Annotated in this window: 12 protein-coding genes and 1 tRNA gene; 5 read left to right on the top strand and 8 right to left on the bottom strand. The window is 64.3% G+C overall.

Annotation, left to right across the window (positions count from 1 at the left end):
• Window positions 1–15: 15 nt before the first annotated feature.
• The 8 genes from M1247_RS24310 to M1247_RS24275 form a co-directional block, all read right to left on the bottom strand.
• Window positions 16–357, bottom strand: a complete 342-nt coding sequence (locus M1247_RS24310) for a hypothetical protein (protein WP_317158961.1) — start codon at window positions 355–357, stop codon at window positions 16–18.
• Window positions 354–1,331 carry a DUF6772 family protein gene (locus M1247_RS24305; protein WP_317159116.1) on the bottom strand — a complete coding sequence of 326 codons (978 nt, stop codon included), beginning with the start codon at window positions 1,329–1,331 and terminating at the stop codon, window positions 354–356. Before M1247_RS24305 ends, M1247_RS24310 begins: the two co-directional genes overlap by 4 nt.
• Entirely contained in the window at window positions 1,331–2,545 is a 1,215-nt protein-coding gene (gene uxuA / locus M1247_RS24300) for a mannonate dehydratase (RefSeq protein WP_317158960.1), read from the bottom strand. Before uxuA ends, M1247_RS24305 begins: the two co-directional genes overlap by 1 nt.
• A 1-nt stretch (window position 2,546) precedes the next feature.
• Complete coding sequence (locus tag M1247_RS24295; protein WP_317158959.1) at window positions 2,547–3,269, bottom strand: FadR/GntR family transcriptional regulator; 723 nt, start codon at window positions 3,267–3,269, stop codon at window positions 2,547–2,549.
• A gap of 824 nt (window positions 3,270–4,093) precedes the next feature.
• Window positions 4,094–4,168: transfer RNA gene (locus M1247_RS24290), tRNA-Val, on the bottom strand.
• A 59-nt stretch (window positions 4,169–4,227) separates the two neighbouring features.
• Window positions 4,228–4,689: a peroxiredoxin gene (locus tag M1247_RS24285; RefSeq protein ID WP_317159115.1), complete on the bottom strand. Its 462-nt coding sequence runs from the start codon at window positions 4,687–4,689 to the stop codon at window positions 4,228–4,230.
• Window positions 4,690–4,692: 3 nt separating this feature from the next.
• A complete protein-coding gene (locus M1247_RS24280; protein WP_317158958.1) occupies window positions 4,693–5,127 on the bottom strand; it encodes a DUF3052 domain-containing protein in 435 nt (144 codons plus the stop codon).
• A 126-nt stretch (window positions 5,128–5,253) separates the two neighbouring features.
• Window positions 5,254–5,829: an Rv2240c family protein gene (locus tag M1247_RS24275; protein WP_410506931.1), complete on the bottom strand. Its 576-nt coding sequence runs from the start codon at window positions 5,827–5,829 to the stop codon at window positions 5,254–5,256.
• Between the two features lie 145 nt (window positions 5,830–5,974).
• On the opposite strand from M1247_RS24275, the gene aceE reads away from it, so the two are divergent.
• The 5 genes from aceE (at window position 5,975) to kasA (ending at window position 12,842) form a co-directional block, all read left to right on the top strand.
• Entirely contained in the window at window positions 5,975–8,764 is a 2,790-nt protein-coding gene (gene aceE / locus M1247_RS24270) for a pyruvate dehydrogenase (acetyl-transferring), homodimeric type (protein WP_317158957.1), read from the top strand.
• 73 nt (window positions 8,765–8,837) lie between these two features.
• Window positions 8,838–10,124 carry a PucR family transcriptional regulator gene (locus M1247_RS24265; protein ID WP_317158956.1) on the top strand — a complete coding sequence of 429 codons (1,287 nt, stop codon included), beginning with the start codon at window positions 8,838–8,840 and terminating at the stop codon, window positions 10,122–10,124.
• A gap of 163 nt (window positions 10,125–10,287) precedes the next feature.
• Window positions 10,288–11,208, top strand: a complete 921-nt coding sequence (locus tag M1247_RS24260; RefSeq protein WP_317159113.1) for an ACP S-malonyltransferase — start codon at window positions 10,288–10,290, stop codon at window positions 11,206–11,208.
• Window positions 11,209–11,295: 87 nt separating this feature from the next.
• Window positions 11,296–11,595, top strand: coding sequence for a meromycolate extension acyl carrier protein AcpM (gene acpM / locus M1247_RS24255; protein WP_317158955.1), 300 nt, complete (start codon window positions 11,296–11,298; stop codon window positions 11,593–11,595).
• Window positions 11,592–12,842: a 3-oxoacyl-ACP synthase KasA gene (gene kasA, locus M1247_RS24250; RefSeq protein ID WP_317158954.1), complete on the top strand. Its 1,251-nt coding sequence runs from the start codon at window positions 11,592–11,594 to the stop codon at window positions 12,840–12,842. Before acpM ends, kasA begins: the two co-directional genes overlap by 4 nt.
• Window positions 12,843–12,852: the final 10 nt, after the last annotated feature.

Raw genomic sequence — 12,852 nt, 5'->3', positions numbered from 1 at the left:
CCCGACGCAGCCGTACTAGCCCTTGAGAGCGAGGCGGACGGTAATTGTCGAACTGCCAGGTTCAGCGGCTGGGTCGTGAATGGTGCCCGCGAGTCGTAAGAAGCCGCCGAAATGGCGAACACGGATGAAATCGTGGGTGGCTCCGGTCAGACTCGCGACGGTGCCTTCGTCGATCCATCGAATGCCGTCTGGACTGATTTGCACTCGCAGGTCAACCCGGGTGGTGGCGGATGTTTCAGCATCGGTGAGAACGAAGAAGATTGCTTCGTCCGCCCAGCCCGTCTCGAATGGGTGGGTTTCCACGGTGGCAGTAAAGGTCTGGCAGAGTTCGACGACGGACGTATTGAACGATTTCATCGCCCCCGCCTGTCTGCGAGGAACCCCGCGGTCTGGGCCTCGTCTGTGGTCGCTGTAGAGATCAGTACGGAGTCGAGAAACAGACTGACCCGGCGGTCGGTGTCACTTTCGACGAAAAAGACCGGGTTGAGTAGACCCTGGATGTTCGCGTAAGGGGGTGCCCAGGTGGGATGGGCACCCGGCGGGAAGGTCAGACGGCGATTGTGCGCAGTAAAATCCACGTACGCCCGTTTCTCGATGTCCACCGTCATGGACAGGCGCATCCAGTTGATCTTGTCGTCAGATTCGTTGTAGACCAAGTGTTGGTCTCCATCGGGAAACCAGGATGTGGCAGAGGTGGATCCGTCCGGGTACCGCGAGCCGAACCACTGTGGATCGACCCCCACCTGATGCCAACCGACGTTTCCGTAGTTCCACTCCTCGTGGGTCTCGGACGCTTCGCTGTAGTACTGCCAGCGCCGGACTGGTTGTCCACCAGTGGAGTTGACGTACCGCACACCCGGCATATACCGGTGCTGGCCGTCTTGCAGATCGACGAAAAGACCGAACGCACGCACGTCGTTCACCCCGAGCCCGGGACGGTCCTGCTCGGCCTTGTAGGCGAGAGTGCTCTCGACTCGAACAAAACGCGCATCAGCGGGGATGGTCAGCCGTTTGATGCCCAGACCCATGCTTCCTGGCGCGGGAGGTTGGTCGGCGGGGCCTGCCGCAGCGCGGCTGGAGATCTTCAGCGAGTACGTGCCGTGCGCCGAACCGTGGGTGCCGCCGAAAGCGAACGTCGCCGAGCTGAGCATGACAGGACCCCAGTGAATCAGGTCGACCTCGTCGGAGTGAGCACGGAAGTCCGGCCCGACGAAGTTGGGCCGTAAGTCCAACCATCCGTTCATTCCTGTGTCGAAATCGTCAGCCGCGATAACAGTGGGCAGTGGTCGGTAGGCCGCGAAAGTTGTTGGCAGCGAGATGATCATATCCATCACGTTCCGTTGGTAGAGGGTGTGGCGCCCTGGAGCGCAGGTGCGAGCAGTCGGCTGACGGCGAGTTCGACGCCGCGCAACTCGGCCAGACCTTTCATCCTGCCGATGAGCGAGTAGCCCGGATTGGTTACACGGTGCTGGTCATCGAGCATCTGATGACCGTGGTCCGGGCGCATGGGGATGGGCAGTCCTCCGTATTTCGCGCGGCGCCTTTCTTCCCGGACGATGGCGGCTACCACTGCAACCATGTCGACATCGCCATCGATATGGACGGCCTCGTAGAAAGACTTCGGATTGGTTTCACGGCGGGTCGAGCGCAGGTGGACGAAATAGATTCTCTCAGCGAATCGCTCAATCATCGCCGGGAGATCGTTGTCAGGGTGCACTCCGTAGGAACCGGTGCAGAGGGTTAATCCGTTGGCTGGTGAGGGCACGGCACCGAGAACCCACTCGACATCCTCCGCAGTCGATACGATGCGCGGCAGCCCGAGCAAGGGCCTCGGCGGATCGTCTGGATGGATTGCCAGCCGAAGGCCGACCTCCTCGGCCACTGGCACAACCTCACGCAGAAACACACAGAGGTTCTCCCGCAGGGCAGCGGCATCGATATCGCGGTACAAGGCAAGCCGATCCCTGAGCTCGCTCAGTCCATAGCGATCTTCAGCGCCAGGCAATCCCGCGATGATCGTTTGTACCAATGCGGCACTGCCGGCATCGTCCAGACAATCCGCGTACAGGCGGGCGCGGGTGATCTCCTCGGTCGTGTAGTCAGAGTGGGCACCTTGGCGGCACAACACGAAAAGGTCGAACGCCGCGAACGCGTCGGCATCGAACCGCAACGCCCAGGTTCCGTCGTCCAGCGGGTACGCCAGATCGGTGCGGGTCCAGTCCAGGACCGGCATGAAGTTGTAGCAGACGGTGGTGAGGCCGCAGGCCGCAAGATTGCGCAGGGTCTGTGCCCACGCCGCTATCGCCTTCTCGGCCCCGAAACTTCCGAGCTTGATCGCGTCGGGAACCGGGATCGACTCGACGATCGACCACTTCAAGCCCGCGCTCTCGACCAAGCGGCGACGCTCGAGAATTGCTTCGATCGACCAGACTTGCCCGTTCGGTATGTCATGCAACGCCGTAACGATCCCCGTTGCACCGGTTTGCCGAATCTGAGTCAGGGTGACGGGATCTTCCGGGCCGAACCAACGCCAGGTGTGCTGCACGTTATTCCTGTTCTCCTTGTGACACTGGCATTTCAGGATTCTGCTGCGCCGTGCGAACTAGCTCGACAATGTGCGCCTGCGCCTCACTGATGTGAGCGTGCGCGGTTGCCAGGGCTAGTTCGCGGTCACGGGACTCCAGTGCACGAACGAGGTTCTCGTGCTCTCGCCGCGTGCGATCCGGCACTGAGTCTCGCGTAACCGCATCCCACATCGATTGCCAAGCGCGGCCGTTGGTGAGGCCGGCCGACACACCCACGATGAACGAGTTGCCGCTCGCCGCAAGGATCGCCTGATGAAATCGTGAGTCGAGATGGGCGTACTTGACCGGATCGTCGACCATCTCCATTTCCTCATAGAGTTGTCGAACTACGGCCGCCTCCTCCGCTGTGGCACGCTCGGCGGCCAGTGCTGTGCCTGCGGGCTCGACGATCCGGCGGAATTCGGCCAGCTCAACCGCCGACTCCACCCCGAGAAACCCGTCACCATGGGTCAACTGCCCTAGCAGGTCGCTTGGATTGAGCGCGGTCACGTAGGTGCCCGAACCATGTTTAGTCCGAAGTACTCCGGTCAGTTCAAGAGCCCGAATTGCCTCGCGCAACGCACCGCGCGATACGCCGATCTCAGCAGCAAGTTCGGTCTCACGCGGCAGCTTGCTGTGCCGGGCGTAGAGGCCGGAACTAATCCGGTTACGAATCTCCTCAATTGCGATGCGACTTGCGCCCACTCTAAAGCACCCCCATAAATAGGTAGAACCTCTTTTGTCAACAAGAGATCGCCTAGGGCATTCAATCACAGTTCATTCTGTGGCGTGCGGGGAGAATCACCCGTCCGATCGAAATGTACGCGCTTTGGCACTAAAACCTCTCCAAGAGAGGTAGTACCTCTTTGTTTGTTTTCCATCCCGGGCGATAATCGTTGCGCACCATGGTTGCCGACTCGGCGGCCGACCGGCACATTCGCCTACATGGCATTCGACATCGACGTCTCCGCTGACACCAGCATCGGCCCGGAAGCCGCCGGCGCCAAGCAGACCCGGTTCATGGAATCCGCGGCGCTTCAGGTTCGCTTCGTTTAGGTGCCCCACGACGGGCTCGCGGATGCAGGGCGAGGGCCATCGCGGCCTCGACGATGCGACACCGGATTCGATGTGCACAGCGGTGGAGCGGGAGGCGTTGCCGCCGCGGCCCTTTGAGGCCGTGACCTACACAATGGGAACGCTCATCCCGGACTGTCACGTCAAGTCCGGCAAGGCGTTCTACGCAACTACAAGAACGAAGACGTCCGCGCCGATTGACCGTTTCCGCGCGGCCCACTGCGCAACCTTGCCGACGTCGAACTCACCACGGTCGATTACGTCGCGGGCTCACAGAACCCAAGAATCGGTGGAGTCCGCCCTCCACGAGCGCCGGCCCGGCGTTTCCCTCAATCCACCGGCAGACCGTCGGCCCACCAGATACACCTCGGCCTCTCCAACCGCGACGAGGCCGTGTTGACGGCACCAACCAGTTCGAAATCGTGGCAGCGGGAATCGAACTTCGACGAGTTTGATGGTGGGCGCGGACGGTATCGAACCGCCGACCGCTGGTGTGTAAAACCAGAGCTCTACCACTGAGCTACGCGCCCCGTCGCAGCAACTTACACGCCTGTGCGGCGTGACCGGAAATCCCGACCGGAATCCGCCCTCAGCGCCGCAGTGCCCCCAGCGCCTCGGTCCACACGCTCTGATCCCGCACCTGACCGGGCTCCATGACCTCCGCGAATCGGATGATCCCGGTCCGGTCGATAACGAATGTGCCGCGATTCGGGTAACCCGCCTCGTCGTTGAACACCCCGTAGGACTGGGCCACCGCGCCGTGCGGCCAGAAATCGGAGAGCACCGGGAAGGTGAACCCGCTCTGGATGGACCAGATCTTGTGGGTGGGCGGCGGCCCGACCGATACGGCCAGGGTCGCCGTGTCGTCGTTCTCGAACGCAGGCAGGTTGTCCCGGATGTCGTCGAGTTCCCCCTGACACACACCGGTGAAGGCCAACGGGAAAAAGACCAGCAGCACGTCTCGCGCACCGCGGTAGCCACCGAGGGTGACCAACCTGTTGTTCTGGTCCCTGAGCGCGAAATCTGGCGCAGGGGTGCCCACCGACAGCAGCACTCAGGTGCGCTTTCCGGCAGCCTTCGACTTCGGCTGCACCAGTCGACTCGCCGTCCAGTCCCCCAGCTTGGCCGATGACGTCTGCATCAACCCCGCAGTCGGTGCCGCCTCGGCGATCTCGGCGGGCAGCACATGTCCTGGCTTGCCCGTCTTGGGCGTCACCACCCAGATCACGCCGTCCTCGGCGAGCGGGGTGATGGCGTCCATCAATCGGTCGACCAGGTCCCCGTCATCGTCGCGCCACCAGAGCAACACGACATCGATGACCTCGTCCGAGTCCTCGTCGAGCATTTCGCCCCCGCAGGCATCCTCGATATCCGCCCGGATGTCGTCGTCCGTGTCCTCATCCCAGCCCAATTCCTGGACAACCTGGCTCTTCTGGATGCCCAGCCTTTGGGCATAGTTGGGGTCAGAGTCCGTCCCCGCCGCGACCACCGTCGATCCTCCTTAAACCTTGGCCTGAAGCCGTCTCGTTACGCTGCTCATGCGTTGTGTGACCTATCGTCGCACGCCGGTACCCAAGTCCGGGTGCCCGGCGGGCACACTTATGTCGATACCCCCTCAATAGGCGGCGTCGCATCGTGCCAGTGCGTTGTCCCTCGCGGTGTTGGACCGCGAGGACGCCGCGTTGAACTGATCCGGCCCGGAATTGCTCGAAATGGCGGTCGCAACCGCACGCGCGGCGTTCACCCATTCGGTCAACGCGTCGCGCAATTCGGTGGACAGCGAGTCGGCGATGCCGGAATTGACCAGATCAGCGCTGCGATTGAGGGCGTCAACCGCAGGACCCGCCTTGACCTGCACATCGTCGGCGCTGTTGTTGACGGCTTCGACGTAGGCGTTCACCGCGGTGACCGCGTCCACGGTCGAGGTACTCAGGTCCTCGCACACGGTGTGCACCGCCCGCGTCGTCAGCGATGCCTGCCGTTCGGTCTCGCGGGCCGCCGAACTCGATTTCGACAGGTCGATCGAGGCCGATACCGATGCCCGGTAATCGGGCGCCGCTTCCGGATCAACCTGCGCGGTACCGCCGGTCACGGTCGAACAACCGACGATGACCATCGCCAGCGTCGCCGCACTGCCCAGTGTCTGGGCGGCGAACCGCAGCTTCCTTTCGCACTGCCAACCGATCGGCACGATCTGCAGACGTTACCGGTTCTGAGCGGTTCGGACCCATTCATTGCGCTCGACACCCCCACCTGCGCAAGTACGGCACGATGGGGGGACGATAGAAGGCGCCACAAGCGCAAGCAGTTGTTCACCGCCTAACAAGGAGCGGAAGTTGACCACCGAGTTCGTGCGCCAGGACCTGGCCCAAAACTCCTCTACCGCAGCCGAACCCGACCGGGTACGAGTGATCCGGGAGGGAGTCGCCTCATATCTGCCCGATATCGACACGGACGAGACCTCAGAATGGCTCGAATCGTTCGATGAATTGCTCGAACGGTCCGGTCCGGCCCGGGCGCGGTACCTGATGCTGCGACTGCTCGAGCGCTCCCGGGAAAAGCGGGTGGCCATTCCCGCACTGACGTCGACCGATTATGTCAACACCATCCCGACCGAGCTGGAGCCGTGGTTCCCCGGTGACGAGGATGTCGAACGCCGCTACCGCGCCTGGATCCGCTGGAACGCCGCGATCATGGTGCACCGCGCGCAGCGTCCGGGAGTCGGTGTGGGCGGCCATATTTCGACGTACGCGTCGTCGGCGTCGCTGTATGAGGTCGGGTTCAACCACTTCTTCCGCGGCAAGTCCCACCCCGGTGGCGGTGACCAGATTTTCATCCAGGGCCACGCCTCGCCGGGCATCTACGCGCGCGCCTTCCTCGAAGGCCGGCTCAGCACCGACCAACTGGATGGTTTCCGTCAGGAGCACAGCCACAAGGGCGGCGGCCTGCCGTCCTATCCGCACCCCCGGCTGATGCCCGATTTCTGGGAATTCCCGACGGTGTCGATGGGCCTTGGCCCGATGAACGCGATCTATCAGGCGCGGTTCAACCACTATCTGCATGACCGCGGACTCAAGGACACCTCCGATCAGCACGTCTGGGCGTTCCTCGGCGACGGCGAGATGGACGAACCGGAGAGCCGCGGCCTGATCCAGGTGGCGGCCAACGAGGCGCTGGACAACCTGACCTTCGTCGTCAACTGCAACTTGCAGCGCCTGGACGGCCCGGTGCGCGGCAACGGCAAGATCATCCAGGAGCTGGAGTCGTTCTTCCGCGGCGCCGGCTGGAACGTCATCAAGGTGGTGTGGGGTCGCGAGTGGGACGCGCTGCTGCATGCCGACCGTGACGGTGCGCTGGTGAACCTGATGAACACCACGCCGGACGGCGATTACCAGACCTACAAGGCCAATGACGGCGCCTACGTGCGCGACCACTTCTTCGGGCGCGATCCGCGCACCAAGGCGCTGGTCGAGCCGATGACCGATCAGGAGATCTGGAACCTCAAGCGCGGCGGGCACGACTACCGCAAGGTGTACGCGGCCTACCGCGCCGCGATGGAGCACAAGGGCCAGCCGACGATCATCCTGGCCAAGACCATCAAGGGCTACACGCTGGGCTCGCATTTCGAGGGCCGCAATGCCACCCACCAGATGAAAAAGCTTGCGCTGCAGGATCTCAAGGATTTCCGGGACGTCACGCGGGTTCCGGTTTCCGATGCCCAGCTGGAGGAAGATCCCTACCTGCCGCCGTATTACCACCCCGGCCCGGAGACCCCGGAAATTCGCTATCTGCTCGAACGGCGCCGCGCGCTGGGCGGATTCGTGCCCGAGCGTCGCACCAAGAGCACGCCGCTGGCGCTGCCCGGCGCCGATACCTACAAGGCCCTCAAAAAGGGCTCGGGCAACCAGTCGGTGGCCACCACCATGGCGACCGTGCGGACGTTCAAGGAATTGTTGCGGGACAAGAACATCGGGCCGCGCCTGGTGCCGATCATCCCCGACGAGGCGCGGACCTTCGGGATGGACTCCTGGTTCCCGAACCTCAAGATCTACAACCGCAACGGACAGTTGTACACCTCGGTGGACTCGCAGCTGATGCTCGCCTACAAGGAGAGCGAAGTCGGCCAGATCCTGCACGAGGGCATCAACGAGGCCGGTTCGACCGCGTCGTTCACCGCGGTGGGTACCTCGTACTCCACGCACAACGAGCCGATGATCCCGATCTACATCTTCTACTCGATGTTCGGGTTCCAGCGCACCGGCGACGGCCTGTGGGCCGCCGCCGACCAGATGGCGAAAGGCTTCGTGCTGGGCGCCACGGCAGGCCGCACCACCCTGACCGGTGAGGGCCTGCAGCACGCCGACGGGCATTCACTGTTGTTGGCGTCGACCAATCCGGCGGCGGTGACCTACGATCCGGCGTTCGCCTACGAAATCGCCCACATCATCGAAAGCGGCCTGCACCGCATGTACGGCGAACATCCGGAGAACGTGTACTTCTACATCACCATCTACAACGAGCCCTACGTCCAACCCGCCGAACCCGACGACCTCGACGCCGAAGCGCTGCTGCGCGGGATGTACCGCTACCGCCGGGCTCCGGAGGCCCGCGCCAACACCGCGCAGATCCTGGCCTCCGGTGTCGCGATGCCCGAGGCGCTGCGGGCCGCCGATCTGCTCGCCGAGCAGTGGGACGTCGCCGCCGACGTGTGGTCGGTGACCAGCTGGGGTGAGCTCAACCGGGAGGGCGTCGAGATCGAGAAACAGCGGCTGCGCCATCCCGATCAACAGGCACCCACGTCGCACGTCACCAACTCGCTGGCCGACGCGGCCGGCCCGGTGGTGGCGGTCTCGGACTGGATGCGTGCGGTCGCCGAGCAGATCCGGCCGTGGGTGCCCGGCACCTACATCACTCTGGGCACCGACGGCTTCGGCTTCTCCGACACCCGGCCGGCCGCGCGGCGGTACTTCAACACCGACGCCGAGTCCGTGGTGGTCGCAGTGCTGGAGGGGCTGGCCCGCGACGGCAATATCGACCAGTCGGTGGCGATCGAGGCGGCACGCAAGTACCAGATCGACGATGTGTTCGCCGCCGCCGTCTCCTACGTGGACACCGGCAGCGCCTAGCGTCCCCCGCCGCGGTCCTTACACCCAAGGGCAATTGGAGGAACCCACCAGAACTGTGGCGTAGCTTTTAGGGATGACCGACAATCGGTTCGTTCCACCGAAGTCCACCGTCGAGGTACTCGAAAGCGTGCCCGATTCGGTGCTGCGCGGGATGAAGCAGTACTCCGGACGGCTTGCCACCGAGGCGGTCCACGCGATGGAAGAACGGCTGCCGTTCTTTGCCGACCTCGACGCCTCGCAGCGGGCCAGCGTGCAATTGGTGGTGCAGACCGCTGTCGTCAACTTCGTCGAGTGGATGCGCAACCCGCAGAGCGATGTCGGCTACACCGCACAGGCCTTCGAGGTGGTTCCACAGGATCTGCGGCGGCGCATCGCGCTGCGGCAGTCCGTGGAGATGGTGCGCACCACCATGGAGTACTTCGAAGAGGTGGTGCCGCTGCTCGCCCGGTCGGAGGAGCACCTGACCGCGCTGACCGCGGGCATCTTGCGGTACAGCCGCGACCTGGCGTTCGCCGCGGCCAGCGCCTACGCCGATCAGGCGGAGGCCCGCGGCGCCTGGGACACCAGGATGGAGGCCAACGTCGTCGACGCGGTGGTGCGGGGCGATATCGGCCCTGAACTGCAGTCCCAGGCCGCGGCGCTGAACTGGGATGCCACCGCACCCGCGACGGTGATCGTCGGTCTGCCGCGTCCCGACCGGCTCGAGCAGGCCAGTGACGACGTGCACGAGGTGGCGCGGCGCAATGACCGCGCGGCCTTGTCCGATGTGCACGGCACCTGGCTGGTGGCGATCATCTCCGGCCCGCTCTCCCCGACCGACCGGTTCCTGAGTGATCTACTGACGGTGTTCGGCGACGGGCCCGTGGTGATCGGCCCGACGGCCCCGACGTTGACCGCGACGTACCGCAGCGCGACTGAGGCGATCTCCGGGATGAACGCGGTCGCCGGCTGGATGGGCGCGCCGCGGCCGGTCTCGGCGCGCGAGCTATTGCCCGAGCGGGCGTTGCTGGGCGATCCCACGGCGGTCGCTGCGCTGGAGGCAGAGGTGATGCGACCACTTGCCGACGCCGGACCGGCTCTCACCGAGACCCTGGACGCCTATCTGGATGCCGGCGGCGCGATCGAAGCGTGCGCTCGCAAATTGTTCGTTCATCCAAATACCGTTCGTTACCGGCTCAAACGTATCGCCGACTTCACTGGCCGCGATCCCGCCGTGCCACGGGATGCCTACGTCCTGCGGGTGGCGACCACCGTGGGCCGGCTGAGCAAACAGCCGTACCATTCGAGCACGCCGAACAGTGGAATTACCGCGACACCGGCGATTCGCCCGGCCGCTGGGGACGGGCTCGAACCCCGGTAAACCGACCGAATCCGAACTCACAGGTAGCGCGGAGGTATCAGCCACGTCGCATCACATGCGGTTTTGTGGACAACCTACAAAAACATAAGACAAGGTTCATAATCTCTTACACCGTGCAAAACCATCTTCACAGTGTTCTCTTAATGATGTGCCTCAACGACCCGTGCTCGCCTTGCTTGCCCCAGGACAGGGCTCGCAGACACCCGGCATGCTCGCCCCATGGCTTGAGCTCGCCGGCGCCGCCGATCGTCTCGCCACCTGGTCGCAGATCAGCGGACTCGATTTGACCCGCCTGGGCACCACCGCAACCGCGGAAGAGATCACCGACACCGCGGTGACGCAGCCGCTGGTCGTGGCCGCCACCCTGCTGGCCCATGAGGAACTGACCAAGCGTCTGGGTGACACCGGGCTGCTGTCCGATCAGGACACCATCGTCGCCGGCCATTCGGTGGGCGAGATCGCCGCCTACGCCATCGCCGGCGTCATCTCTGCCGACGATGCCGTCAAGCTGGCCGCCACCCGCGGCGCGGAAATGGCGAAGGCCTGCGCACTGGAGCCGACCGGAATGTCGGCCGTGCTCGGTGGCGACGAGGCCGAGGTGCTCAGCCGCCTCGACTCACTGGACCTGGTACCGGCCAACCGCAACGCCGCCGGCCAGATCGTGGCTGCCGGCGCGCTCGCGGCACTGGAGAAGCTGGCCGAGGATCCGCCGGCCAAGGCCCGGGTCCGGCAATTGGCCACCGCAGGTGCCTTCCACACCCGGTACATGGCGTCCGCGCTGGACGGTTACGCGGCCGCGGCACAATCTGTAACGACGTCAGAGCCGACCACGACACTCCTGTCGAATGCGGACGGGCAGCCGGTTTCCTCGGCGGCCGACGCCATGGAGAAACTGGTGTCACAGCTGACCAAGCCGGTGCGCTGGGATCTGTGCACCGAGACACTGCGTCAGCGCAACGTGGCAGGGGTTTTCGAATTTCCCCCCGCGGGAACGCTGGCAGGCATCGCCAAGCGCGAACTGAAGGGCACCCCGAACCGCGCCATCAAGTCCCCGGCAGACCTGGACGGGCTGGGCGAGCTGTAGGCCCCGCGACAACCGCATACCGAGAACGTCCCCAAAAGTCCTCCGCACCCGGAGGACATCTATCACCACCAATAAGAAGGAGCCATCGTGGCCGCCAGTCAGCAAGAAATCATCGCCGGTCTCGCCGAGATCATCGAAGAGGTCACCGGCATCGAGCCGTCTGAGGTGACCCCCGAGAAGTCGTTCGTCGACGACCTGGACATCGACTCGCTGTCGATGGTCGAGATCGCCGTGCAGACCGAGGACAAGTACGGCGTGAAGATCCCCGACGAGGATCTCGCAGGCCTGCGCACCGTCGGCGACGTCGTCTCCTACATCCAGAAGCTTGAGGAAGAGAACCCCGAGGCTGCCGCAGCCCTGCGCGAAAAGTTCTCGGCAGACCAGTGACCAGGCCTTCCACTGCTAACGGCGGTTACCCCAATGTTGTGGTAACCGCCGTTACGGCGACGACGTCCATCGCACCGGACATCGAGAGCACGTGGAAGGGCCTGCTCGCAGGCGAAAGCGGTATCCGCGTTCTCGAAGACGAGTTTGTCGAGAAGTGGGATCTGGCGGCGAAAATCGGTGGTCACCTCAAGGAACCGCTCGACCCGCTGATGTCACGCCTGGACATGCGTCGTATGTCATACGTGCAGCGCATGGCGAAGTACCTCGGCAAGCAGCTGTGGGAGTCCGCAGGCAGCCCTGAGGTCGATCCCGATCGCTTCTCGGTCGTGATCGGCACCGGACTCGGTGGCGGCGAGAAGATCGTCGAAACCTACGACGCGATGAACGAGGGCGGGCCCCGCAAGGTGTCCCCGCTGGCCGTTCAGATGATCATGCCCAACGGTGCAGCCGCAGTCGTCGGCCTCGAACTCGGGGCCAGGGCTGGGGTTATCACTCCGGTGTCGGCGTGCTCGTCGGGTTCGGAGGGCATCGCCCATGCATGGCGTCAGATCGTCATGGGTGACGCCGACATCGCCGTCTGTGGTGGCGTCGAAGGTGCCATCGAAGCGCTGCCGATCGCGGCGTTCTCGATGATGCGTGCGATGTCGACCCGCAATGACGATCCGGAAGCCGCTTCGCGGCCCTTCGACAAGGATCGCGACGGGTTCGTCTTCGGTGAGGCAGGCGCGCTCATGGTCATCGAGACCGAGGAGCATGCCTTGGCCCGTGGCGCCAAACCACTGGCCCGCCTGTTGGGTGCCGGCATTTCGTCGGACGCGTTCCACATGGTGGCTCCGGCCGCCGACGGCCTGCGGGCCGGGCACGCGATGAAGCGGGCGATGGAGACGGCAGGCCTGTCGCCGTCAGACATCAACCACGTCAACGCCCACGCCACGTCCACCTCGATCGGCGATGTCGCCGAGGCGAATGCCATCCGGGTTGCCGGTGTGGAGCACGCCGCGGTGTACGCACCGAAGTCGGCGCTGGGCCACTCCATCGGAGCGGTGGGCGCGTTGGAGTCGATCCTGACGGTGCTCGCACTGCGGGACGGCGTGATCCCTCCGACGCTGAACTACGAGACGCCCGATCCTGAGATCGATCTCGATGTTGTTGCAGGTGAGCCTCGGTATGGCGACTACCAGTACGCCATCAACAACTCGTTCGGGTTCGGTGGTCACAATGTGGCCCTGGCCTTCGGACGGTACTGAGGCACGAAAG

Origin of the sequence: Mycobacterium appelbergii, from assembly GCF_032883035.1 — a bacterium.
GTDB classification, from domain to species: Bacteria; Actinomycetota; Actinomycetes; order Mycobacteriales; family Mycobacteriaceae; genus Mycobacterium; species Mycobacterium appelbergii.
This window is presented reverse-complemented; position numbering and strand designations above follow the sequence as displayed.

Excerpts from the sequence above, each read along its gene's own strand:
- M1247_RS24310 (WP_317158961.1), bottom strand. The coding sequence starts at position 357 with ATGAAATCGTTCAATACGTCCGTCGTCGAACTCTGCCAGACCTTTACT.
- M1247_RS24305 (WP_317159116.1), bottom strand. The coding sequence starts at position 1,331 with ATGGATATGATCATCTCGCTGCCAACAACTTTCGCGGCCTACCGACCA.
- M1247_RS24265 (WP_317158956.1), top strand. The coding sequence starts at position 8,838 with ATGACCGACAATCGGTTCGTTCCACCGAAGTCCACCGTCGAGGTACTC.